Source organism: Agreia sp. Leaf283 (assembly GCF_001422485.1).
In the GTDB taxonomy this organism is placed as follows: domain Bacteria; phylum Actinomycetota; class Actinomycetes; order Actinomycetales; family Microbacteriaceae; genus Agreia.
The window spans coordinates 266,460-290,046 of record NZ_LMNF01000003.1 but is presented as its reverse complement, the minus strand read 5'-3'; the positions used below and the strand labels follow the sequence as shown (position 1 = coordinate 290,046).

At 67.4% G+C, this 23,587-nt stretch carries 21 protein-coding genes and 1 pseudogene; 2 read left to right on the top strand and 20 right to left on the bottom strand.

Features of this window, described 5'->3' with window-relative positions; translation table 11 throughout:
- Positions 1 to 6: 6 nt before the first annotated feature.
- The 13 genes from ASF51_RS15035 to ASF51_RS14975 form a co-directional block, all read right to left on the bottom strand.
- Positions 7 to 717 (bottom strand): alpha/beta hydrolase, encoded by a 711-nt coding sequence (locus ASF51_RS15035; protein ID WP_055932249.1) that lies wholly within the window; start codon positions 715 to 717, stop codon positions 7 to 9.
- A gap of 10 nt (positions 718 to 727) precedes the next feature.
- Positions 728 to 1,027, bottom strand: coding sequence for a hypothetical protein (locus ASF51_RS15030; protein ID WP_055931591.1), 300 nt, complete (start codon positions 1,025 to 1,027; stop codon positions 728 to 730).
- 14 nt (positions 1,028 to 1,041) lie between these two features.
- The gene (locus tag ASF51_RS15025; RefSeq protein WP_055931588.1) at positions 1,042 to 2,643 is read right to left on the bottom strand and encodes a sodium:proton antiporter; all 1,602 of its coding nucleotides are present in this window, start codon (positions 2,641 to 2,643) and stop codon (positions 1,042 to 1,044) included.
- 45 nt (positions 2,644 to 2,688) lie between these two features.
- Positions 2,689 to 3,384 carry a lytic transglycosylase domain-containing protein gene (locus ASF51_RS15020; RefSeq protein ID WP_157412183.1) on the bottom strand — a complete coding sequence of 232 codons (696 nt, stop codon included), beginning with the start codon at positions 3,382 to 3,384 and terminating at the stop codon, positions 2,689 to 2,691.
- 125 nt (positions 3,385 to 3,509) lie between these two features.
- The gene (locus ASF51_RS15015) at positions 3,510 to 4,064 is read right to left on the bottom strand and encodes a DivIVA domain-containing protein (protein WP_055931582.1); all 555 of its coding nucleotides are present in this window, start codon (positions 4,062 to 4,064) and stop codon (positions 3,510 to 3,512) included.
- A gap of 34 nt (positions 4,065 to 4,098) precedes the next feature.
- On the bottom strand, positions 4,099 to 5,058 hold the full coding sequence (locus tag ASF51_RS15010; RefSeq protein ID WP_235497274.1) for a phosphatidate cytidylyltransferase: 960 nt from the start codon (positions 5,056 to 5,058) through the stop codon (positions 4,099 to 4,101).
- Between the two features lie 10 nt (positions 5,059 to 5,068).
- Positions 5,069 to 5,623 carry a ribosome recycling factor gene (gene frr / locus ASF51_RS15005; protein WP_055931579.1) on the bottom strand — a complete coding sequence of 185 codons (555 nt, stop codon included), beginning with the start codon at positions 5,621 to 5,623 and terminating at the stop codon, positions 5,069 to 5,071.
- Positions 5,624 to 5,672: 49 nt separating this feature from the next.
- A complete protein-coding gene (gene pyrH / locus ASF51_RS15000) occupies positions 5,673 to 6,398 on the bottom strand; it encodes a UMP kinase (protein WP_055931576.1) in 726 nt (241 codons plus the stop codon).
- Positions 6,399 to 6,449: 51 nt separating this feature from the next.
- Positions 6,450 to 7,682, bottom strand: coding sequence for an LCP family protein (locus ASF51_RS14995; protein WP_055931573.1), 1,233 nt, complete (start codon positions 7,680 to 7,682; stop codon positions 6,450 to 6,452).
- A gap of 187 nt (positions 7,683 to 7,869) precedes the next feature.
- Positions 7,870 to 8,697 (bottom strand): translation elongation factor Ts, encoded by an 828-nt coding sequence (gene tsf / locus ASF51_RS14990; RefSeq protein ID WP_055931570.1) that lies wholly within the window; start codon positions 8,695 to 8,697, stop codon positions 7,870 to 7,872.
- A gap of 51 nt (positions 8,698 to 8,748) precedes the next feature.
- Positions 8,749 to 9,783, bottom strand: coding sequence for a 30S ribosomal protein S2 (gene rpsB, locus ASF51_RS14985; RefSeq protein WP_055931567.1), 1,035 nt, complete (start codon positions 9,781 to 9,783; stop codon positions 8,749 to 8,751).
- A 254-nt stretch (positions 9,784 to 10,037) separates the two neighbouring features.
- Positions 10,038 to 10,961 carry a metallophosphoesterase gene (locus ASF51_RS14980; RefSeq protein ID WP_055931564.1) on the bottom strand — a complete coding sequence of 308 codons (924 nt, stop codon included), beginning with the start codon at positions 10,959 to 10,961 and terminating at the stop codon, positions 10,038 to 10,040.
- A 9-nt stretch (positions 10,962 to 10,970) separates the two neighbouring features.
- Positions 10,971 to 12,461 (bottom strand): sugar porter family MFS transporter, encoded by a 1,491-nt coding sequence (locus ASF51_RS14975; RefSeq protein ID WP_055931562.1) that lies wholly within the window; start codon positions 12,459 to 12,461, stop codon positions 10,971 to 10,973.
- 132 nt (positions 12,462 to 12,593) lie between these two features.
- Here ASF51_RS14975 and ASF51_RS18825 point away from each other — a divergent pair.
- A pseudogene (locus ASF51_RS18825) lies at positions 12,594 to 13,058 on the top strand (murein hydrolase activator EnvC); the annotation flags it as partial.
- A gap of 73 nt (positions 13,059 to 13,131) precedes the next feature.
- Here the strand turns inward: ASF51_RS18825 and ASF51_RS14970 are convergent.
- The 6 genes from ASF51_RS14970 to ASF51_RS14945 all read right to left on the bottom strand — a co-directional run bounded on the left by ASF51_RS14970 (position 13,132) and on the right by ASF51_RS14945 (position 21,484).
- A complete protein-coding gene (locus ASF51_RS14970; protein ID WP_055932243.1) occupies positions 13,132 to 14,049 on the bottom strand; it encodes a tyrosine recombinase XerC in 918 nt (305 codons plus the stop codon).
- A 67-nt stretch (positions 14,050 to 14,116) separates the two neighbouring features.
- On the bottom strand, positions 14,117 to 16,255 hold the full coding sequence (locus ASF51_RS14965; RefSeq protein ID WP_055932241.1) for an alpha-galactosidase: 2,139 nt from the start codon (positions 16,253 to 16,255) through the stop codon (positions 14,117 to 14,119).
- A 19-nt stretch (positions 16,256 to 16,274) separates the two neighbouring features.
- A complete protein-coding gene (locus ASF51_RS14960; RefSeq protein ID WP_055931560.1) occupies positions 16,275 to 17,609 on the bottom strand; it encodes an ABC transporter substrate-binding protein in 1,335 nt (444 codons plus the stop codon).
- Positions 17,610 to 17,663: 54 nt separating this feature from the next.
- A complete protein-coding gene (locus tag ASF51_RS14955; protein WP_055931557.1) occupies positions 17,664 to 18,527 on the bottom strand; it encodes a carbohydrate ABC transporter permease in 864 nt (287 codons plus the stop codon).
- Positions 18,524 to 19,429 carry a carbohydrate ABC transporter permease gene (locus ASF51_RS14950; RefSeq protein WP_055931555.1) on the bottom strand — a complete coding sequence of 302 codons (906 nt, stop codon included), beginning with the start codon at positions 19,427 to 19,429 and terminating at the stop codon, positions 18,524 to 18,526. The genes ASF51_RS14955 and ASF51_RS14950 overlap by 4 nt, the downstream gene beginning before the upstream one ends.
- A gap of 3 nt (positions 19,430 to 19,432) precedes the next feature.
- Complete coding sequence (locus ASF51_RS14945; RefSeq protein ID WP_082480102.1) at positions 19,433 to 21,484, bottom strand: beta-galactosidase; 2,052 nt, start codon at positions 21,482 to 21,484, stop codon at positions 19,433 to 19,435.
- A 195-nt stretch (positions 21,485 to 21,679) separates the two neighbouring features.
- On the opposite strand from ASF51_RS14945, the gene ASF51_RS14940 reads away from it, so the two are divergent.
- On the top strand, positions 21,680 to 22,702 hold the full coding sequence (locus tag ASF51_RS14940) for a LacI family DNA-binding transcriptional regulator (protein WP_055931552.1): 1,023 nt from the start codon (positions 21,680 to 21,682) through the stop codon (positions 22,700 to 22,702).
- A gap of 18 nt (positions 22,703 to 22,720) precedes the next feature.
- Here ASF51_RS14940 and ASF51_RS14935 read toward each other — a convergent pair whose 3' ends face one another.
- Positions 22,721 to 23,587, bottom strand: a complete 867-nt coding sequence (locus ASF51_RS14935) for an SDR family oxidoreductase (RefSeq protein ID WP_055931549.1) — start codon at positions 23,585 to 23,587, stop codon at positions 22,721 to 22,723.

The following is a 23,587-nucleotide window of genomic DNA, read 5'->3' as shown; positions in this document are numbered from 1 at the left end:
CCCCGCTCAGGCCTCGTAGCTGTCGGGCAACGGCAGTACAGCGGGGTTGACCCTGGCGACGATCTCGCTGAGAACACGCCGCGTCTGGGACTCGCCGACCCACAGGTGCTTGCCTCCCTCGACGGTGACGAGTTCGATCTTCGGCATCGGGGCGAATCGGGTCTCGGCCTCGGCGGGACGCAGGTAGTCGTCGAGCTCGGGAATGAGCGCGGTCACGGGCACATCGAGATCGTTCCATGCCGACAGCTCCTCCTCCGAGGTGCGGTGAAGCGGCGGCGAGAGCAGAATCACACCGTCGACCGTGTGCTCGACGCCGTACTTGAGGGCGAGCTCGGTGCCGAACGACCAGCCGACCAGCCAGGGATGAGGGAGCCCGCGCTGCGTCACGAAGGCCATCGCGGCCTTCACGTCCCACCGCTCGGCCACACCGTGATCGTAGGCGCCGCCGCTCGTGCCGCGCGGCGACGAGGTGCCCCGGGTGTTGAACCGCAGCACCGCCAGATCGGCGAGGGCAGGAAGCCTGTTGGCGGCCTTGCGAAGGATGTGGGAGTCCATGAACCCGCCCCCCGGCGGCAGAGGATGAAGCGTGACCAGTGTCGCCACGGGGTCGCCGGATTCCGGAAGCGCGAGCTCTCCGACGAGGTCGAACCCGTCGTCGGTGTGCAGCACGATGTCCTCGCGGATCGCGGGAAGCACGGTCGTGCTGCGGATATCGATGGTGCTCACGTCAGTTTCCGATCTTCCAGCAGTGACTGTGCCAATGGCGGCGGCCGGCGAGGTCGCTCGCCTCTCCCATGAGGCCGTCTGCGCGCCACGCGACGATGTGGCCCGTGCCTGCGACGACCGGCAACGAGCATCCGGGGCAGACGTAGTCTTTGATCGCCTGAGCAGGCGAGACGGACTGCACGTTCCACGATCCGCTGCGGCGGTGCTCCACCCGGCGCCCGCCGGTGAGGATGCGGCCGAGGTCGAGCTCCGGTTCGTCGTCTGCCGGCCCGCGGCGACGAGGTCGGTTGCTGCGGGGCATGAATCAATCCTAGGTCAGTGCCCCGCGCCGGTGCCGTCGCGGAAATGGTCGAGGCTCGCCTCCTCGAGGTCGAGCATCTCCTGCGCACGGGCGAGGGCTGTCGACGAATAGCTGCCTTTGTTGCGCGCCGCCACCAGGGCCGCCCGCTCGTGCAGCAGCACGTCGCGCCTCACGAGTGCGTACTGCTCATTCACCGCGGGCATGTCGCCGCTCGACGCCGAGTACTGCTCCCACGCGTATTCGCTGCGCCGGGCGGCCTCGAGACGCACGCGCTCGATCACGCTCGGGTCGGGCGCTCCCCCGCCCGCCACCGTGAACCCGGGGTCGTCCAGCCGCTCCGTGCCCTTCTGCCTGATGTGGTCGATGAGCTCGGCGAATTCCTCGAGCCGGCGATCCCGCGACGTGCCCCGCACCCCGGTGAGCCGGATGACCGCGGGCAGGGTCGCGCCCTGGAGGACCAGGGTGGTGATCGCCACCGTGTAGGCGATGAGCACGAGCTGTTCCCGATACGGGATGCTCTCCGGCAGCGATTGCGCGGCAGCCACGGTCACGACGCCGCGCATTCCGCTCCACGACAGCACGACGCCCTCCCGCGCGCCCAGGGCCTCGGGATCGGGTCGCCTTCTCGGGCGACGGCCGAACACCGTCATGACCGCGACCACGGCGAACCGGATGCCGATCAGCACGGCCGTGGCGAGGAGTCCGAACAGGATCGCCTGGGGAACATCGAGGCGGTCGTGCCGCACCCCCTCGACGATCGTCTTGAGCTCCAGGCCCATGAGGAGGAACACGCCGTTCTCCAGCAGGAACTGGAAGGTCCGCCAGTTGAGGCGTTCGCTCAGTCGTGCCGGGGCGGAGAAGCTGGTCGCCCCCAGATGCCCCGTGATGAGGCCGGCGGCCACGACGCTCAGAACTCCGGATGCCCCGATCGTCTCGGCGGGAAGGTACGCGGCGAAGGGCACGACGAACGAGATCGCCGTGGCGAGCACGGGGTCGGGCACGCGAGCCCGCACGAACACGGTGAGGTATCCGATCGCCACACCCAGCCCGACGCCGAGAATCACCGAGTACGCGAAGGTGCCCAGCACCTGCCACGCGCTGACCACACCCGCCGTCGCCGCGATGGCGGTTCGGAGCAGAACGAGCGCCGAGGCGTCGTTGACGAGACTCTCCCCCTCGAGAACGGCGAGCAGGCGCGGAGGAAGCCCGAGCCTCTTGCCGATCGACGTGGCCGCCACGGCGTCCGTCGGGCTGATGACCGCACCCAGGGCGATCGCCGCCGCCAGGTCGAGGTCGGGGAAGAGCGTGTAGAGCAGGAAGCCCGTGCCGAACGCGCTGGCGACGACGAGCACGACGGCGAGCGCCGAGATGCTGCCGACGTTCGACCGCAGGTCGACGAGCGGCAGGCTGATCGACGAGGCGTAGAGCAGCGGCGGAAGCACGCCCGAGAGGATGATCGCGCTCGCGACATGCACGGGCGGCATTCCCGGCAGCAGAGAGATGCCGATGCCGATCACGGCGAGGATCAGCGGAGCCGCGAGCTTCACCTTGGGCGCGAGGAGAGACACCGCCACGATGACGACGACGCCGAGAACTGCGATCAGAGCCAACCCCATGGGGCCAGCATATTGGGCGCGATCACCGCACCCACCGTGTTGCGGCTAGTACCAGCCCACGCTCTCGGAGTGACCCCAGGCGCCGCACGGGGTCTCGTAGCGGCCGGTGATGTAGCCGAGCCCCCAGATGATCTGGGTTGCCGGGTTCGTCTCCCAGTCGGCTCCGGCCGATGCCATCTTGTTGCCGGGCAGCGACTGAGGGATGCCGTAGGCGCCGCTGCTCGCGTTGTACGCGTTGTAGCGCCATCCGGATTCACGCGACCACAGGGAGTAGAGGCAGTCGTATTCGGTCTCCGGCCAGCCGCGGTCTGCCACCATCTGTGCGGCGATGGCCTGCGCGCTGCCGGGATCGGGCGCGGCGGCGGGCGGCGCGTACGCTCCCGAAGACTCCTTCTCCTTGCTCGCACTGCTCGGCGACTCCGTCGCAGTGGGGGTCGGCGTCGGAGTGGGGGTGGGCTTCGGCGGCTCGGTGATCGTGAAGCTGTCACGAACGATGGATGCCGCCTGGCTCGAGGACGTGACGGTCTGCGACGGCAGGGTGGAGCCGGGCTCGAGTGCCACGGTGAAGTATTCGGATGCGGCGACACCGGAATACGGATCGACGACATTCACGAGAACGGATGCGCCGACGGCCGCGACGCCCAGCAGCTGAAGGGCGAGTCGCCCCGGCCTCGAGACGATCTTGGCCGGGCGCTGCGCCACGGGATCGAGTACTCGGATCGGCCCGGTGCTCCTCGACAAGGCGGGAGCTGAACTCACGCGGGGTTTGAGAGAGACTCCCGCGGCTGCGTCACGTTCGAAATTTCTACCCACGATTCCTCGACTTTAGCGAACTTCGCGCGGAATTGCAGGCTGACGGAAAGATCTCAGCGCACCGACAGCATCACGTCGATAACAGCGTCGAGCACGAGATCGACCTGTGCCTCGGAGTATCCGCCGGTGCGGGAGCGGAACGACACCTGCCGCACGTCGTCGACCGACACCGCCGTGCCCTCGCGGAAAAAGGAGACGAGCCGCTCGGAGAACGCGTCGACATCGCGCTTGTCATAGCCCAATTTGAACGGTCCGCTGCTGCGGAAGCGGTGCTTCGCGGGTCGCTCGAGCCGGGCGAGAATCTCTCTGGCCCTGTCTCTCGCGTCGGCGAACCAGGCTTCGTCGCCCAGCGACGACGATGCCTTCTCCCGCTCACGCGCGGCAAAGGCCTCCTCCAGCCGCTCGAGCGCCGCGTCGACGGCGAGGGTGGAGTAGCCGCCCTTCTCGAGACCGAACGCCATGTGCCGGATGGCCTCCGCCGTGATGATCGTGCCGGTGTCACCGGGTTCTGCGCTGTACGCAATTCGAGCGGCGGCCAGGAACTTCTCGACCTCGTCGACCTTGTATCCGGGTCGCGATGATCGTGATCTGGGGAAGGTTTGGCTCACGAGGACTATTCTGCCAACACTTGTCGGTCGACGCCTAAGCGAAGACGATGAAGAGCACGTACGCCGCGGCGGCGGACGGCAGGATCGAGTCGAGTCGGTCGAGGAATCCGCCGTGGCCCGGCAGCCAGGTGCTCATGTCCTTGATGCCGAGGTCTCGCTTGAGCAGCGACTCCGACAGGTCGCCGGCGGTGGCGCTCAGCACCAGCACGGTTCCGAGGATCAGTCCGAACCACCAGGGCATGTCGAGCAGGAAGATCGAGAGCAGCACGCTCGACGCCATGCCGAAGATCCACGAGCCCGCGAATCCCTCCCAGGTCTTCTTGGGACTGATCGTGGGAGCCATCGGGTGTTTGCCGAAATTCAGCCCGGTCGCGTAGGCGCCCACGTCGACCGACACCACCACGATGAGGAACGACATGACCCACCACTGGCCGTTGTCGTTGCGCAGCAGGAGGGCTGCGATGCTGCCGAGGAAGGTGACGTAGACCTGGATGAACACCCCGCCCGACATGTCGAGCGCGACACTGCGCATCGACGCCCGGTGACGCGGTATCGCCAGTTCGGCGAGCCTCCAGAGAACGACGAGCAGCACGCCGCCGATCGTGCAGATCCACTGCCATTCGGCGCCGAAGTAGAACGCCACGGGCACAACGACGACGGGCGCCAGAACGCTGGGGATGCGGGGCACGTCCCGACCCGCGTGGCGCAGCGCCGTCGCGAGCTCGAAGGCGGTGAAGGCGATGAGCACCGTGGCGAACACCACGAAGATGTCCTTGATGAACACCAGGCTGAACACCATCACGAGGCCCAGTCCCAGGCCGATTCCGATCGCACTCACGAGGTTGCGACCCGAGCGGGCGGTGATCTTGTCGTTCGCGCGATCGAACTGGTCTCGACGCTCGCGCACCTTGGCCTCGAACTCGGCGCGCGTCATTCCCGGATGACGGCGCGCCGGATCGGCCTCGGACGCGGGTGTGTCGGGATCGTTCGTCATAGGTGTGGGCCTAGATCTCGAGAAGTTCGACTTCCTTGCGCTTCAGCGCGTCGTCGATGCCGTCGACGTGCGACTTGGTGAGCTGCTCGAGCTCTTTCTCGGCGCGGCCCACCTCGTCGTCTCCGACCTCGCTCTTGAGGGCGTCGAGCTCGTCCTTGGCCTTGCGACGGATGTTGCGAAGCGAGACCTTGCCGTCCTCCGCCTTGGTGCGCACGATCTTCACGTACTCCTTGCGACGCTCCTCGGTGAGCTCGGGAAGAGTCACGCGGATGACGTTGCCGTCGTTCGACGGGTTCGCTCCGAGGTTCGGGGTGTCGCGGATGGCCTGCTCGATGTCGCGCAGGGCACCCTTGTCGTAGGGAGTGATGAGCATGGTGCGAGCCTCGGGGTTCTGCAGGCCCGCGAGCTGGCTGAGCGGCGTGGGGGTGCCGTAGTAGTCGACCAGGATCTTCTGGAAGAGGCCCGGGTTCGCGCGCCCGGTGCGAATGCTCGAGAAGTCTTCCTTCGTGTTGTCGACGGCCTTCTTCATGCGCTCTGTTGCGCCGGCCAGTACATCCGCGATCACGGCAACTCCTTCTTTTGGTTCTTGAGTAGTTTAGGGCGACGGGCCCGGGTCAATCGTGCGACGTGCTCACCAGGGTGCCGATGCGCTCGCCCAGGATGGCCTTGGTGACGTTGCCCTGGGGCTCCATTCCGAAGACCATCATCGGCATCCCGTTGTCCATGCAGAGGCTGAAGGCGGTCGAGTCGACGACCTTGAGCTCACGCTGCAGCGCATCGAGGTAGGTGAGCCTGTCGATCTTCTTGGCGTCGGGGTTCGAGCGGGGGTCGGAGTCGTACACGCCGTCGACCCCGTTCTTCGCCACGAGCACCACGTTCGCCCCGATCTCGAGCGCGCGCTGCGCCGCCACGGTGTCGGTCGAGAAGTACGGCAGGCCGGCTCCCGCGCCGAAGATGACGACGCGGCCCTTCTCGAGGTGGCGCTCGGCCCGCCGGGGAATGTACGGCTCGGCGACCTGGGTCATGGAGATGGCCGACTGCACGCGCGTGGCGGCGCCCGCCTGCTCCAGGAAGTCCTGCAGGGCGAGGGCGTTCATGACGGTTCCGAGCATGCCCATGTAGTCGGCACGTCCTCGATCCATTCCGCGCTGCGAGAGCTCGGCTCCGCGGAAGAAGTTGCCTCCTCCGACGACGATCGCGATCTCCACCTGCTTCGCCGCCGCCGCGATCTCGCGGGCCAGCTCGCTGACCACGTCGGGGTTGACCCCGAGTGAGCCGGCTCCAAACGCCTCACCAGACAGTTTCAGGAGTACTCGGCGTCGGGGTTCTGGTGAAGTCATGTGTGTGGATCCCTTCGATCTCGTCCTCCCAATTTTAGGGGGCAGTCGAAGCTAGTCCTCGAACGGGATCGCGCACGTCTCCTGGAGAGCCGTCGAGCCGGTAACTCCGTCGAGCACCGCGGGCGCACCGGCATCCGGTGCCGGCGTTTCGACGGGCACGGACGGGTCGGCTGGAGCCTCGGGAACGGTCGGGTCCGTCGGAGCCTCGGGAACCGCCGGGTCTCCCGGCGCCGTGGGTTCGGTCGTGCTGCCCACCGGTTGCGAGTCGGCGCCCAGGGTGAACGGCTGATCGGCCGCGATGAGCGCGAAGAGCTGATCTGCTGCATCCACCGTCGGCACCACCTTGCCCGGATAGTCCGGATCGTTGGTCGTTCCCGGGTACTGCACGAAGGTGATGTTGTTGAGGTCGATCGTGCGCAGCGCCTGCGCCATGGAGACCATGGTGTCGACCTTCGTGAGCGACGTCGAGAGGGTGAAGTACTGCGGATCGGCGACGACGTTGGCCAACGAGTAGAGCTTGCCGAAGTCGCCCAGCGTGTCGTTGCTCTTCATCTTGCGCACCAGCGACGACAGGTACTGCTGCTGCGAGGAGATGCGGCTGAGGTCGCCGCCGTCGCCCACGCCGTGCCTTGATCGCAGGAACCCGGCCGCGAGACCGCCCTTGACCTCGGTGATGCCGGCCGGCATGTCGAGGTGCTGCAGTTCGCCGTTCTCGTCGGGGTAGACGACGTTGTCGTCTGTCACTCGCCCGGTGAGGCAGATCGGAACGCCGCCGATCGCGTCGGTGAGCGCGATCACGGCGTCGAACGTCATCGACACGGCGTACTGGATGTCGAGGCCCGTGAGTTCGCTGACAGTCGCCACGACACACGGCAGGCCGCCTCTGCCCCAGGCCTCGTTGATGGGCGCGGCGCTCATGGCGTCGCCCTTCTCGCATTCCGGATGCGCGATGATCAGGTCTCGCGGGAAGCTCACGGCGACCGCGGTCTTGTGATCCTGCGACACGTGCAGCAGCATGTTCACGTCGTTGAGGGTCGCGCCGTCACGCTCTCCGTACAGATCCTGGGACTGGTTCGCGTCGTTGTCGGCGGCGACCACGAGCACGTTGAAGCCGCCCTCGAGGGCGCCGATCGCCGGAGGGGCCTGCTCGTCGCCCTGCTGCTCCGGGTGGATGTCGACCGCGTTCTCCTCGACCTTCGAGGTGAAGGTCCATGCGCCGACGGCGGCGATGCTCACCGTGCTGACCAGGGCGACGGCGGCCACGATGCCGACGAGAGACAGCACTCGCGACCATGCCCGAGCGTTCGGATTACGGGCATGCCTGGTGGGCTGCGGGCTCGTCTTCACAGGCATGTCCTCCGGAACTCTTCGGCCGCCGGGCGGGCGCGGTCTCAGTCGATCATACTTAACGGCCGAAGGCCCATCCCTTAGAACGGGATGGGCCTTCGGTCTGATGCAGTCGGTCGGGGAGTTACGCGCCGACCTTGAAGCGTGCGAAGCCGGAGACGGTGATGCCGGCGTCGGCGAGCACCTTCTTGACCTGCTGCTTGTTGTCCTTGGCGTAGTCCTGCTCGAGCAGGGCGACCTGCTTGTAGTAGGCGCCGAGGCGACCCTCGATGATCTTGGGCAGGGCGGCCTCGGGCTTGCCCTCGCCGCGCGAGATCTCCTCGACGATGCGTCGCTCGTTCTCGACGGCCTCTGCCGGGACGTCCTCGCGGGCGAGGAACTCGGGGTTGGCGAACGAGATGTGCTGAGCGATCGAGCGAGCCGTGTCGGCGTCGGCACCCGTGTAGCCCACGACCACGCCGACCTGCGGGGGCAGGTCTTTGGAGGTCTTGTGCAGGTAGATGGCGAACGCGTCGCCGGTGACGACCGCGAGACGACGCAGTTCGAGCTTCTCGCCCAGGATCGCCGCCTCGTTGCTGATCAGGTCGGCGACGGTGCCGCCGGCCGCGGGGGCCGCGAGGGCCTCCTCGACCGAGGTGGCGCCGGCCGCGACGGCCGCGTCGAGCACGGCGTCGGCCAGGGCGACGAACTTGTCGTTCTTCGCGACGAAGTCGGTCTCGCTCGCGAGCTCGATCAGGGTCGCGGTGTTGCCGCTCTCCTTGGCGGCGACGAGGCCCTCACTGGTGGAACGGTCGGCGCGCTTCGCGTTCGACTTGGCACCCTTGAGGCGCAGGATCTCCGTCGCCTTCTCGAGGTCGCCGCCGGCTTCGACGAGCGCGTTCTTGCTGTCGACCATGCCGGTGCCGAGGCGCTCGCGCAGGGTCTTGAGGTCGGCCAGGCTGAAATCTGCCATGGTTTTCTTCCTTACTTGGCTAAAGAGTTGTGTGTCGAAAGAAGGCGCGAACTACTTCGCGGGGGTCTTCTCGGCGTCGGTGGCCTCCGCCTCGAGGCGGGCCTCGGTCGCGGCGTCGGACTCGACGGCGTGCTCGGGAACGATGGTCGCGTCGGCGGCGGCCTCGTGCTCGGCGACGACGGCGTCTGCGTCGTTCTCCTCGGTGGGCGTCTCGGCGGCGACGACGTCGGCGACGGCGGCCTTCGCGGCGTCGGACTCGACGGCGTTCTCGACGAGGCCGTCGACGGCCTCGATCTTCTCGGCCTCGGTCGACGGGTTCTCCGACGCCTGGAGGAGCTCGCGCTCCCACTCGGCGAGAGGCTCGACGGCAGACACGTTGCCGGTCTCCTCGGGCTTCTGGTGACGCTGGATCAGGCCCTCGGCGGCAGCGTCGGCGATGATGCGCGTGAGCAGGCCCACGGAACGGATCGCGTCGTCGTTGCCCGGGATCGGGTACTGAACGTCGTCGGGGTCGCAGTTGGTGTCGAGGATCGCGATGACGGGGATGCCGAGCTTGTGCGCCTCGTCGATGGCGAGGTGCTCCTTCTTGGTGTCGACGATCCAGATGGCGGAGGGCGTCTTCGTGAGGTTGCGGATTCCGCCGAGGCTCTTCTGCAGCTTGACCAGTTCGCGCTTCTGGATCAGAAGCTCCTTCTTGGTGTAACCGCGGGTGGTGTCGTCGAAGTCGACCTCTTCGAGCTCCTTCATGCGCGCGAGGCGCTTGGAGACGGTCTGGAAGTTGGTGAGGAGGCCACCGAGCCACCGCTGGTTGACGTAGGGCTGGCCGACGCGCTGGGCCTGCTCGGCGATGGAGCCCTGAGCCTGCTTCTTCGTTCCGACGAAGAGAACCGTTCCGCCGTGGGCGACCGTCTCTTTGACGTAGTCGTACGTCTTGTCGATGTGCACCAGCGACTGCTGGAGGTCGATGATGTGGCTGCCCGAACGCTCGGTGAGGATGAATCGCTTCATCTTCGGGTTCCAACGACGGGTCTGGTGTCCAAAGTGAACGCCGCTGTCGAGCAGCTGGCGAATGGTGACGACGGCCATGAGCCGTTCTCCTGTTCTTCGACGTGGGCTGAGCACGCCGCAGTCCATCAGAACTGCCCGCACCGCAGGCACACGTCAATCGGTTTCTTACCACCGGCCTGTTGGCGGCGGTTCCTGGTGCCCAGCACGCCTCCGACCACCGATCACGCACTCCTGCAGAACAGGAGGGAGAAGGGAGGACCGAGTGGAGTCGTGACGAAAGTCAGCGGGCACGCGTAGTCACCCCGACGGATCGAGGTGCTCCGGAAACTATATCACCCCTGTTGCTTGGCGTAGTACTCGCGTAGCTCGACCGGATCGGCGGCCTCGAGACGGCGCGTGAAGTCGGTATCGAAGCGGGCGACGACGGGGAAGTCACCGAGCGGCACGATGGAGTGGACGACCTGATCGGCGTACACGTGCACGAGCGTGATCGACTGGCCGCCGTCGCGGCCGACCAGCGTCGATTCCGGCGCCGAGACATCCATCGTGTAGCAGGTGGCCGCCGCCACGGCTACGGGAATGCCGGCGAAGAGCCCGTGCGTCGAGTAGTGCAGGTGCCCGCCGAGGATGGTGCGGATGTCGCTGCCGCGGATCACCTCGGCGAGGTCGTGCTGCCGCTGCAGTTCGAGAACCTGCATGTAGGCGACGGGGCTCGGCACGGGCGGGTGGTGCAGCGCCAGGATCGTGCCGTGCGGGGCGCCGACCGACAGCTGCCGCCGCAACCAGTCGAGCTGTTCGTCGGTCAGCTCGCCGTGGTGGTAGCCGGGAACCGAGGTGTCGAGGGCGATCACTCTCAGGCCGCCGAGGTCGATCACCCGGTCTATGGGCGAGACGTCGTCGGGCCGCACGTCGACCGCCTGATCGGCCTCGACCGCGCCGAGAAGCTCCGCCCGGAAGGCGGACCTGTCGTCGTGGTTTCCCATGACCCACACGACCTCCGCCCCCATGCGGGCGGCCGCGGGCTCGACGAGCCCGCGCACCCGGCCATAGGCATCCGGTTCGCCGAGGTCGGCGATGTCGCCCGTGAAGACGAGCGCGTCGATGTCGATCTTCGACGCCTCGAGGGCGGCGAGGGCACGGGCGAGGTTGGCATCGGTGTCGATGCTGCCGTAGAGCGGCCTGCCGCCGCCGAGGAAGTGCGTGTCGCTGATGTGCGCGATCACGTGGTCGGCGGGCGGGTATTGACCGAGCTGCATGACTGCAGCCTATTTGGCGCCGCCGACTCCGTCTTTCTCGCGCCGGCGTCCACGCACGACGCTCAGGCTTCCGGTCTCCTCGAGGGCGACGCCCTTGGTCTCGGGGATCTTGAAGAAGACGAAGAAGAACGACAGCGCGGCGAACGCTGCGTACAGACCGTAGGCCAGGGTGAGCGACACGTCTTGAGAGATGATCGGGAAGGTCATGGTGACGGCGAAGTTGGTCAGCCACTGCGCGGCCGCGGCCACTCCGAGGGCCCGGCCGCGGATGCGGGTCGGGAAGATCTCGCCGAGCAGGACCCAGACCAGCGGACCCCACGAGGCGCCGAACGCGACGACGAAGAGGTTGGCGCCGACCAGCGCGATGATTCCCCACGCGCCCTCGAGGCTCGGCTTTCCGTCGACGATCTGGGCCTGGCTGAACGCCAGCGTCATCGAACCGAGCGCCACCGCCATTCCGACCGATCCGAACAGCAGGATGGGACGGCGGCCGACCTTGTCGACGAGGAAGATCGCCACGAAGGTGACGGCCACGTTCGTGACAGAGGTGATCACGGAGATCGTGAGGGAGTCGCTCTCCTTGAATCCGACGCTCGACCAGAGGGTGGTCGAGTAGTAGAAGATCACGTTGATGCCCACGAGCTGCTGCAGCATCGACAGGATGATGCCGACCCAGACGATGGGCAGCAGGCCGAAGCGCTTGCCCCGGAGCGAGCTCTTGTCGGCGTTGGCCGCGTCTTCGCGAATGCCCGCCTCGATGTCGGCGACCGCCTTGTCGAGCTGGTTCTGCGGGGTGATCGAGGCCAGAACCTTCGTGGCCTTCTCTTTCTTGTCGGTCATCAGCAGGTAGCGCGGCGACTCCGGCAGCCTGAGGGCGACGAGGCCGTAGACGATCGCGGGAACGGCGCAGACGAGGAACATCCAGCGCCAGGCGTCGAGGCCGAGGAAGAAGACCTCGTTCGCCCCGCCGGCGACGTTCGCCAGGATCGCGTCGGAGAGGAGGGCCGTGAAGATACCGACCGTGATGGCGAGCTGCTGCAGCGAGGCGAGACTGCCTCGGATGGCCTTGGGGGCGATCTCCGAGATGTACGCCGGTGCGATGACGGAGGCGATGCCGATCCCGAGTCCGCCGACGAGACGCCAGACGGTGAGGTCCCAGGCGGCGAAGGCCAGGCCGGAACCGATCGAGCTCACCAGGAACAGCACGGCGCCGATGAGCATCACCGGGATGCGGCCCAGGCGGTCGGCCAGGCGGCCGGCCAGGTAGGCGCCGACGGCGCAGCCGAGAAGGGCGGATGCGACGGCGAAGCCGGTGAATGCGGCGGTGAGGCTGAAGTCGTCCTGGATCGCATCGACGGCGCCGTTGACGACCGAGGAATCGAATCCGAAGAGGAAGCCGCCGATCGCGCCCGCCGCCGCAAGCGCGATGACCTTGCGCCTCAGCTTCTTATCGGTTTTCACATCGGTGTCGGCCTGCGCCGCGCCCCCACTGGTTGCCATGATCCGCTCCCTCATTGTGACCGACAGTGCGCATCACGACGCTGTCCCTAACACCTCGATCTTGGCACGAAGTGTCCCCCGACCGGGGCATTGCCTTCGTAACGGGCACTCCCCCTTGACAGGCTGGACCGCATGCGCCGCACCCTGTTCTCCTTCTTCGGCCGCCGCGCGATGAGGGCGGTCGGGCCGATCATCCTGGTCTCCCCCGCACTCGTCGGCCCGATGGCTGCGCCGGCCGCCGGAGACAGCGACTGGGCGTGGCCGATAGCCGATCCCCACGTCGTCGTGCGCGAGTGGCGGGCGCCGGCCGACGACTACTCCGCGGGCCACCGGGGAGTCGACATCGCCGCCTCGGCCGGGGCACCCGTCACCGCTCCCGAGTCGGGCACGGTGCGCTTCGCCGGCCGTGTGGTCGACCGTCCCGTTCTGTCGATCGAGCATTCGGGCGGGCTGGTCTCGAGTTTCGAGCCGGTCGAGACCACGCTGAAGAAGGGCGATCAGGTGGCGCGCGGCCAGCAGATCGGCACGGTGGCGCCTGTGTCGGCGTCGCACTGCGCAGAGTCGTGCCTCCATTTCGGCGTTCGACGCGACGGCCGCTACATCTCGCCGATGCTCGTGCTCGAGCCGCCCGCGAGGGCGATCCTGCTGCCGGTGAATGCGGCTGATCGGGTCACGCCCGCGGGTGCGCCTGGCGGTAGGTCTCCCGCAGCCTCTCCGTCGTCACGTGAGTGTAGATCTGGGTCGTGCCGAGACTCGCGTGCCCGAGCATCTCCTGCACGGCACGCAGGTCTGCGCCTCCGTCGAGCAGATGCGTGGCGGCCGTGTGTCTGAAGGCGTGAGGCCCCTCGGGGCCCGAGCCCGGAACATCCATCAGCAGCTTCGAGACGATGCCGTAGACCGATCTGGTTCCGGCCCGGGCTCCGCGCGCGCCAAGAAAGACGGCCCTGGTGCCCGAGCTATCGTCGGATCGCGCCGCGAGGGCCGGGCGTCCGCGCTGCAGGTAGTCCACGAGCGCGAGGTGCGCGGGCTGGCCGAAGGGCACGACCCGCTCCTTGCTGCCCTTTCCGAGCACGCGCACGGTGCGCCGATCGAGATCGAGGTCGGCGGTGTCGATGCCCACGAGCTCCGAGACCCTCAGGGCCGATGCATAGAGCAGCTCGACGACAGCCAGGTCGCGCAGGGCGAGGGGTTCTCCGTCGTGGGTCCGGGCCACCAGGGAGTCGAGCACGGAGTCCATCGCGTCTCTCGAGAGCACGCGCGGAAGGCTGCGGTCGGGTTTGGGAGCCCGCAGCCTCGACGCGGCGTCGAGCGCATTCTCGTTCGAGCGGGTGAACCAGCTCGAGAAGCTCTTGGCCGTGGCGGATCGCCTCGCCAGGGTCGCCTTGGAGAGCCCGGCCTGCGAGGCGGTCCACAGCCAGTCGCGGTACGCGTCGAGGGTGAGCTGCGCCGCATCGTCGATGCCGCGCGCCTGCGCGAACCCGCTCAGCGAGGCGAGGTCGGATCTGTAGGCGCGAACGGTGTGGGGCGAGTAGCCGCGCTCTGCGATGAGGTACGACACGAAGTCGTCGATCGCACGTTCGAGCTGCATGCCCCCCAGCATGCCGCGTCAGGCGGGCCTTCGCTCGAAGGCCCGCCCACCCGGGCGAACTGATCGATCAGACTGCTGCGAGATGAAGCACGAGCGCCTGTTCGGGAAGGAGCAGCGGCATGGTGAGACCGAGCTCGCCGAGCACACGGCCGGTCAGCGTGATCTCGCCGTCGGCCCACCACGGGGGCGGAGCATCCTGCAGCACGCGAGGCCACTCCCCGAGTCTGACGGGGCGCACGCAGTACAGGAGGTCGGGGTCGAGCCCGGGGAACACGACAGGCGCGACGGGAGAATCGCGGGTCGCGGCCACGGTGACGACCGCGAAGATCGCGGCCACGGCATCCGGAGCCACGATGCCGTGCACCTGACGAGCCGGATCGACGTCGTCTGCCCGCACCAGCACGCCCGAGTGCAGCAGGGCGCGCTGCTCGCGATAGAACGACGTCCACTCCCGGATCGCATCGAGCTCCGCCTCGCTCGCGGTCGTGAGAGCCCACTCGATGCCGGCGTGACCGAACAGCGCCGTCGCAAGACGGAAGCTCAGTTCGTGACTGCGGCCGGTCGTGTGGGCGGTCGGCGCACCGAGGTGCACGCCGAGGAACTCGGGCGGCACGAGCCCCGCCGTGTAGCGGTAGATCGCCTGGCGCTCGAGCGAGTCGTTGGTGTCGCTCGGCCAGACGCGGTCGGTTCGTTCCAGCACGCCGAGGTCGACGCGGCCGCCGCCCGACGAGCACGATTCGATCTCGAGTTGCGGAAACTCGCGTCGCAGCTCGTCCATGAGCCGGTAGCACGCCAGGGTCTGTCTATGGGCAGAGCCCCCGAGCAGGTCGCGGTTCTGATCCCACTTGAGGTACGCGATCGGGTATTCGTCGAGAAGAGCCCTGAGCTGACCGAGCACGTGGGAGAAGGCCTCCGGGTTCGACAGGTCGAGGGCCTGCTGGTGGCGCCAGGGCTGCGGATGCTCGGCGTTTCCGGCCGAAAGCACCCAGTCCGGGTGCGCGCGGAACACGGCTGAGTCGACGCTCACCATCTCCGGCTCCACCCACAGGCCGAAGTCCATGTCGAGGGCGTGCACCCGCTCGATCAAGGGGTGCAGGCCATTCGGCCACTTGGATGCGTCGACGGTCCAGTCGCCGAGCGCGCGTCGGTCGTCGGTGCGGCCGGTCATCCAGCCGTCATCCAGCACGAAGCGCTCGACGCCGACTCGTGCCGCCGTCTCGGCCAAACGGGTGAGCTTCTCCAGATCGTGGTCGAAGTAGACGGCTTCCCACGTGTTCAGAATGACCTTGCGCTCGCCGAGGGCTCGCCGCGAGCGGACGAAGCCGTGCAGTCGCCGGGTCAGGCCGTCGAGGCCGCCGTTCGACCACGCCGAGACGAGCCAGGGCGAGGAGTAGCTCTCGCCCGTGGCCAGGCGGACCTCGCCCGGCTCGAACAGCTCCCCCGCGCCGATTAGGGCATGCCCTGTCGCGGAGGCCTCGGCCCAGAGCCGTTGGTCGCCGCTCCACGCGAGGTGAGAACCCCAGACCTCGCCGTGCCGGAATCCGAAGCCGGGGGTGCCCGCGACCAGAAGGAAGGCCGCGTCGTGGCCGGGTCGGCCGTGCCGGCTGTCCCTCGTCCAGGTTCCGACGCCCAGATCGTGGCGTTGCGGCTGGCGCTCGCGCGGCCAGCGGCCCGTGAAGTCGAGCAGCTCCCGTGCCCTCGCGGGTACCGGGAGGGTGGCGTCGAGCGACGCCAGGGAGTACACGCTCGATCCCTCGTTGCGCACGCTGAGCCGCTGGCGCAGCACGCCCTCGTCCGACAACTCGATGTCGATCTCGACGACCAGACCCGTCGCATCCGGCTCACCGGCGACCGCCGGAACCGTCTCGAGAACGAGGGTGACGCTGAGGTCTCCGCGGCGCGTGTCCGTGAGCCGGAGCGCGGCCGTCTTCTGGGCACCGAGAGCGGAGATCGGTGTGCCTTCGTGATAACCGGCGAGGCCGGGCCTGCCCGACCACCCGTCGGCCATGAGGGGAACGATCCGCTGCGTGAGCATCGAGTCGATGGAGCTCGGGCCGATGGCCGGGCGCTGGGCCTCGACGAGATTCTGCAGGGCGCGCTCGTCGAGCTCGCCCAGATCGGCTCCGAAATGGATGACGGCGGGCACGGCCGTGCCGCGGGCGTCCAGCACGAAGCTGGTGCCCGCGGCACGGAGGTGGTGGATCATGCTCACGTGGTGATCATGCCTACTCGTTGACGGGGATCGCCGCCGCGGTGAGCGCCGCGATGGTCTTCTCCTGGCCCGTCTTCAGGGCGTCGTTCAGTGTTCCCGATCCGCCGAGAACCTTGCCGAAGCCGTCGGCGACGTCGCTGTAGGTCTGCGTCATCGTCGGGCCCCACGTGAAGTCCGCGTTCGTCTCGTTGGCCGCCTCGGCGAAGGTGTCGTAGATCTTCTGGTCGCCGTAGAACGGCACGCCCTCGGCGAGCACCGGAAGCTTCAGTCCGTCCTTCGTCGCGGGGTACAGGTTGGCCTCCTGGTTCAGCGCGGTGAGCGCCTCGTCACTCGTGTTCAGCCACAGGGCGAACTGCGCTGCCTCGTACGGGTGATCCGAGCCCTTCAGCACGGCGGTCGAGGATCCACCCCAGTTGCCCGCCTTGTTCTCGCCCGCATTCCACTGCGGCATCGGTGCAACAGCCCAGTTGCCGGATGTGTCGGGGGCGCCGCTCGAGATCGAGTTGGCTCCCCAGACGGCCGAGATCCAGGTCCAGTCGCTGCCCGTGTTGTAGGCGTTGTTCCACTCGTCGGTCCACGCGGGAACCTTCGAGACGAGGTCGTCGGAGATGAGGTTCTGCCAGTAGTCGGCCACCTTCTCGGACTCGGCGCCGTCGAGTGAGACATCCCACTTGTCGCCGTCGTTCTCGAACCACTTGCCGTCTGCCTGCCAGACGAGACCGGCGAACCAGTTCACGTCGTTCTGCGGGAAGTTCGTGATGTAGCCGCCCTCGGCACGGATGGTCTTCGCGGCAGCGGCGTACTCGTCCCACGTGGTGGGAACGGCGATGCCGGCCTTCTCGAAGAGGTCCTTGCGGTAGTACATGGCCATGGGGCCGGTGTCCTGCGGGATCGCGTAGACGGAGTCGTCTTCGCCGAAGGTCACCTGGTTCCAGGTCCAGTCGATGAAGTCGCCCTTGCTCTCGCTGACGTTCGCGCACGAGGCGATGTTGGTCAGGCCGTCCTGAACCCGGAAGTTCGGCAGCGCGTCGTACTCGATCTGGCCGAGGTCGGGGGCGTTGCCCGCGCTGAGCTGATTGAAGAAGTTCTTGTACGTTCCGCCGTTGCCGTTCGGTCCCGTCTGCACGGTGACCTGGATGTCGGGGTTCTCCTTGTTCCAGATGTCGACGACCTTATCGATTCCGGGGATCCACGACGTGTAGGTGAGGTCGACCTTGCCGTCGCTCGGCGCGCAGTCGGCCGCGGCATCGCTGCCACCGCTGCCGCTCGTTCCGGCGGCGCAGCCGGTGAGGCTCAGTGCCGCGAGAACACCGAGCGCGACGATGCGCTTGCTGTTGTTGAGATGCATTTTTCTCTTCCTTTATCTATGTGCAGTGGGGACAGGGTGGTGCGGTGACAGCGGCTACTTGACGCTGCCGGCCCCCAGCCCCCCGCGCCAGAAGCGCTGGAGACTGAGGAAGGCGATGATGAGCGGAATGATCGACAGGAATGCCCCGACGATGACGAGGGTGCGGATCTCGGGAATCTGGTTCACCTGCGAGTTCCAGGTGTAGAGGCCGAGGGTGACCGGGAAGAGCGTCTGGTCGCGCAGCATGATCAGCGGCAGGAAGAAGTTGTTCCAGATGGCGACGAACTGGAACAGGAAGATCGTCACGAGCGCGGGGGTCATCAGCCTGCGGGATACCGAGAAGAAGGTGCGCACCTCTCCGGCGCCGTCGAGGCGGGCTGCCTCGAGCAGCTCATCCGGCACGCTGGCCGAGGCGAAGATGCGCGCGAGATACACGCCGAACGGGCTGACGAGGCTGGGCAGGAACACCGACCAGAACGTGTTGGTCGCGTTGAACTGGCTGAAGATGAGGAACAGGGGCAGGGCGAGCGCCGTCGCGGGAACAAGCACACCGCCGAGCACCACGTTGAAGATCAGCTCGCGACCCGGAAACCGGTACTTGGCGAGGGCGTAGCCGCACATCGCGGCGAAGAGCGTTCCGAGCAGGGCACCGAAGCCCGCGTAGAGAATGCTGTTCAGCATCCACCGCAGGTAGACGCCGTCGTTGTAGGCGAGGAGGTCGTGAATGTTCTGCCACAGGTTGAAGTCGGCGAACCACAGCCCGATCGTGCTGGAGAACTGGGCCCTCGACTTCGTCGAACCGACGAAGAGCCACCAGATGGGCACCAGGAAGTAGAGCGTCGAGATGCCCATGACGATCATGGCGGCGGTGCGGGAGGCGAGCTTTTCTTTCGGAGCTCCGGCGGATATCTGGCTCATTTGTCGCCCTTACGCTGGGTGAGTCGGAGGAAGGTGAACGACATGATGAACGTGGCGATGGCGAGGACGACGGACATCGCCGCGGCCAGGCTCACGTTCGGCACGGCAGAGGTCGCGTACACCGTCATGTTCGGCGTGAACGTGCTGGACACCGATGAGGTGAAGCTGCGGAAGACCTGCGGCTCCGCAAGCAGTTGCAGGGTTCCGATGATCGAGAAGATCGCGGTGAGCACGATGGCCGGGGCCACGAGCGGGATCTTGATGGACCAGGCGATCTGCCACTGGTTGGCGCCGTCGAGTCGGGCCGCCTCGAAGATCTCCGAGGGCAGCGCCAGAAGCGCCGAGTAGATGATGAGCATGTTGTAGCCCACGTAGATCCACGTGACGACGTTCGCAATCGACCAGAGCACCGTCTCGGGAGCCAGCAGGTCGACGTTCGAGGTGAAGGCGGCGAAGGGTGACAGGTTCGGGGAGTAGAGATAGCCCCACATGATCGCCGCGATCACTCCGGGCACCGCGTAGGGCACGAAGAAGGCCAGCCTGAAGAACTTCTTGCCCTTGACGAGGGGCGAGTCGAGCAGCAGGGCAAGGAGCAGCGCGAAGCCGAGCATGACCGGCACCTGAACGACGCCGAACAGCAGGACTCGACCGACCGATGACCAGAACGCCTCGTTCTGGAACACGAGCACGTACTGCGAGAGGCCGCCGAACACCTGGGTCGGCTTGCCGAAAGTACCGTTCCTCTCGACGACGAGCAGCGATTGGAAGATCGCCCAGCCGATGGGGAGCAGGTAGAACGCCGCGAAGAGCACGGCGAACGGCGCGAGGAAGATCGCGATCGCCTTCTTGTGCTTCACGGGAACGCGGCGGGCCTTCAGCCGCGGCACGGAGGTGGTCGTCACTTCTTAGTTCCTGTTCTCTCTCACGACGCGCACCTCGCCGGACGGCACGTGGAGCGTGCCGTCCTGCGAGATCTCGTTCTCTGCTGACGCGTGGATGCCGATCTCGGCCCCCGTGATGATCTCGGTACCCTGCGTTCGGTACTCGAACGGGGCATCCGTGTGGTTGATGACGAAGAGCCAGCTGGCGGATGCGCCGACTCTGCGCACGATCTCGACGCCGGTGGGGCGGCCTGCGGAGACGGCGACGCCCGCGTCGGTGGCGGCACGCACGAGGGTCGCGGCGAGCGACGCCGGGTCGAGGGCCGTCGCGAGGTACCAGGCCACGCCATCACCGACGGCGTTGCGGGTGACGGCGGCGACGCCGGGAACGGGGCCGTTCGTGAACACGGAGATCGCCTCCGCTCCCTCGAGCCGGAGCCGCTCCGACCACAGGCCGGCATTCTGCCCATCGCTCAGTTCGAGAACGGTCGACGGGTGAAGGGGAACGAACTCCTCGCTCCGCACGCCGAGGAGTTCGCGGAACGCACCGGGATAGCCGCCGGGGCGCACCCGGTCGTGCTCGTCGACGATTCCGCTGAAGAAGGTCACCACGGCGTGCCCGCCGGCCACCACGTAGTCTGCGAGAACGCGAGCCGCGGCATCCGTGACGCTGTAGAGGCTCGGAACGACGACCAGTCTGTACGCGTCGACCGGGGCGCCGGGGGCCACGATGTCGACGGTGACACCCGCGTCGAGGAGCGCGTTGTACGCGGCGTGCACCTGCGGCAGGTAGCGCACGTGCGCCGACGGGTGGGAGTCGAGGTCGGTGGCCCACCAGGCCTGCCAGTCGAAGACGATGGCCACGTCGGCCTCGACGCGGCTGCCCGTGACCTCGGCCAGCTTCGTGAGCATGCCGCCGAGTTCGACGACCTCCCGCCAGACGGTCGAGTCCGTTCCCGCGTGAGGCAGCATCGCCGAGTGGAACTTCTCGCTGCCCTGGAGCGACGCCCGCCACTGGAAGAAGCTGATCCCGTCGGCACCGCGGGCCACATGGCTGAGGGTGTTGCGGATCATCTCCCCCGGCGCCTTGGCGAGGTTGAGCGGCTGCCAGTTCACGGCGGACGTCGCCTGCTCCATGAGCATCCACGGCCGCCCGCCTGCCAGGCCGCGCGTCGCATCCGCGGCGAACGACAGCTCGGCGCGCGGGTCACCCAACCGGTGGTCGAGGTAGTGGTCGTTGGCGATGACATCCATGTGCGGCGCCCATGCCCAGTAGTCCTGGTTGCGGATGTGCGCCGTGACCATGAAGTTGGTCGTGACGGGCGCGGAGCTGTGCCTGCGAAGAATGGCCTGCTCCGCCGTGTAGTGCGCGAGCAGTTCGTCCGAGCTGAACCGCATGAAGTCGAGGGCCTGGCCCGGGTTGCCTGTGGACACGGTGAGGCGTGGCGTGCGGATGTGCTCCCACGATGCGTAGCGCTGGCTCCAGAACGAGGTGCCCCACGCGTCGTTCAGGTCGTCGATGCGGCCGTAACGTTCCTTCAGCCATCCGCGGAAGGCCTCGGATGAGATGTCGCAATAGCAGTGCGCGTTGTGGCAGCCGATCTCGTTCGAGACGTGCCACAGACGAACGGCCGGATGCGCGCCGTACCGCTCGGCGATCTTCTCGACGAGCGCGAGCGAGTGCTCGCGGTAGGCCGGCGAACTGGGGCAGAACGCCTGCCGTCCGCCGAATTCCCGCCTGGTGCCGTCGGCCATCATGGGCAGCGACTCGGGGTAGTCGGCACTGAGCCAGGGCGGCGGGCTCGCCGTCGCTGTGCCGAGGTTGATGCCGATGCCGTGCTCGTGGAGGATCTCGATGATGGCGTCGAGGGCGGCGAAGTCGTAGCTCCCCCGCACAGGTTCGAGCTGCGCCCATCCGAAGATGTTGATCGCGACCAGAGTGACCCCGGCCTCGTTCATCAGGCGGGCATCCTCGAGCCAGGTCTCACGGTCCCACTGCTCAGGGTTGTAGTCGCAGCCGTACGTGAATGCGGAGACGGCCCCATCGATCAGGGTGGCTACGGCGGTCTCGCTCACGGTACGGGCTCCATTGTCTGTGCATGCTCGATCCCGCGGCGTCGCGCTCTGGGAACGCTCCCAGTCGCCCGCACATAAAAAGCGGAGATCGACTCTGGGAACGCTCCCAGAATATGCACACGGATATCCGGCTGTCAATTTCGGCGTGCCGTCGCAGCCGTGTCCAGCAGACTTTCAGCCCAGTACAGTGGGCATATGACCGCCCGTCGAGCCGCATCCGCACGCGCGACCATCAACGACGTGGCTGCAGTGGCAGGCGTGTCGCGCGGAACGGTGTCGCGGGTTCTGAACTCCGAGGCGTATGTCTCCGAAGCGGCCCGTCTGGCCGTGACCGACGCGATCTCTCAGGTCGGGTATGTGCGCAACAGCGCGGCCCGCAACCTCGCGACGAGGCAGTCGCACGCGGTGGGCCTGGTCGTTCACGAACCGCACTCGCTCTTCCTCGAAGACCCCAACATCGGCAGCATCCTGCTGGGCATCAACTCCGCCCTCTCCGACGCCGACTACCAGCTCGTCTCGCTCGTCATCGACTCCGAGCGCGACAGCCATCGAGTGGCCGAGTACCTCAGCGGCGGCTTCGTCGACGGTGTCATCATCGTGTCGGCGCGCGCTCACGATCCCATCGCCGAGGTCGTCGCGGAGCTCGGCATCGCGGCGGCGTTCGTCGGCCATCCGGTCGACATCGAAGGCATTCCCTACGTGGGCATCGACAACTTCAGCGCGGCGAAGGCCATCACCACGCGTTTGAAGGAGACGGGGCGGCGTCGTATCGGCATGATCGCGGCCGGCCTCGACCGCGACTCCGGGCAGGACCGCATGGCGGGGTTCCGTGCGGCGATGGGCGACGACTTCGACCCCGAGCTGGTGATCACGACGCCGCTGTACGCGCACACGAGCGGAGTCGACGGCATGCGCCTGCTGCTCGATCGAGCGCCCGACGTCGACGGCGTCTTCGCCGCCTCAGACGCCATGGCCGCCGGAGTCCTCGATGTGCTTCGCGAGGTCGGCCGCTCCGTTCCCGGCGATGTCGGCGTCGTGGGATTCGACGACAGCGCGTGGGCGACGCGAGCGCAACCGCCGCTCTCGACCGTGCACCAACCGGCCGGACAGCTCGGTCGGCGGGCAGCGGAGAGCGTGCTCGCCCAGCTCAGGGGCGAGACGGTGGATACCGCAGGGATCTTTCTCGAGACCGCCATCGTCTGGCGCGACTCGGCCTGAGACCCGTGCGGCCGGGGCTCACGCCCTGTCGAGGAACTCCCCCAGCGTCTCCGGATCATGCCCGGTCAGGGCGCGGATGTCGCCGGTGATCCGTTCCTGCTCCCCTGCCGCCATGGCCGTGTAGGTAGACACCCAGGCATCGACCTGCCAGTCCGGCGCACCGTAGCCGGCCCGAGACGCATACGCCTCGGGCAGAGTCTCGTCATGGAACGTCACCTCGCGCCCCGTCTTCTCCGTGATGATGCGGGCCACATCGTCGAGACCCAGCGCCTCGCGGCCCGTCAGTTCGTAGACGGCGCCGCGGTGAGCGGCCGGGTCGCGCAGCACGGCGAGCGCCGAGTCGGCGAGGTCGGCCCTGCTGACGGCCGAGACTCGACCTTTGCCTGCCGGCCCACGGATCACACCGTCCTCACCGGCCAGCAGCGCGAAGAAGTCCATGTAGAAGTTGTTTCGCAGAAAGGTGAAGTCCATTCCGGAGTCTCTGATGTGCTGCTCGGTCGCGAAATGGTCACGCGCAAGGGTGAAGACGGCCTCCGGGTGTGCCCCGAAGAACGACGTGTAGACGATGTGCGAGACGCCCGCTGCAGCGGCGGCGTCGATGAACGAGCGATGCTCGTCGACACGGTCGACACTCTCGGATGCCGACACCATGAACAGTGTCTGCGCACCGTCGAGCGCGGCCCGGCTCGCCGCGCCGTCGCGGTAGCCCGCCTCGCGCACCCGCGCGCCGGCTAGCTGAGGCGCGCGGCTCGCGTCGCGCACCACCAGAGTCTGCTCTTGCCCGAGATCGGCGAGGGTTCTCGCCACGATCCCGCCGAGATGACCCGTCGAGCCGGTGATGGCAAGCGACGGAATGTTGTTCGTACGGGACTCTTCGCGGCTCAT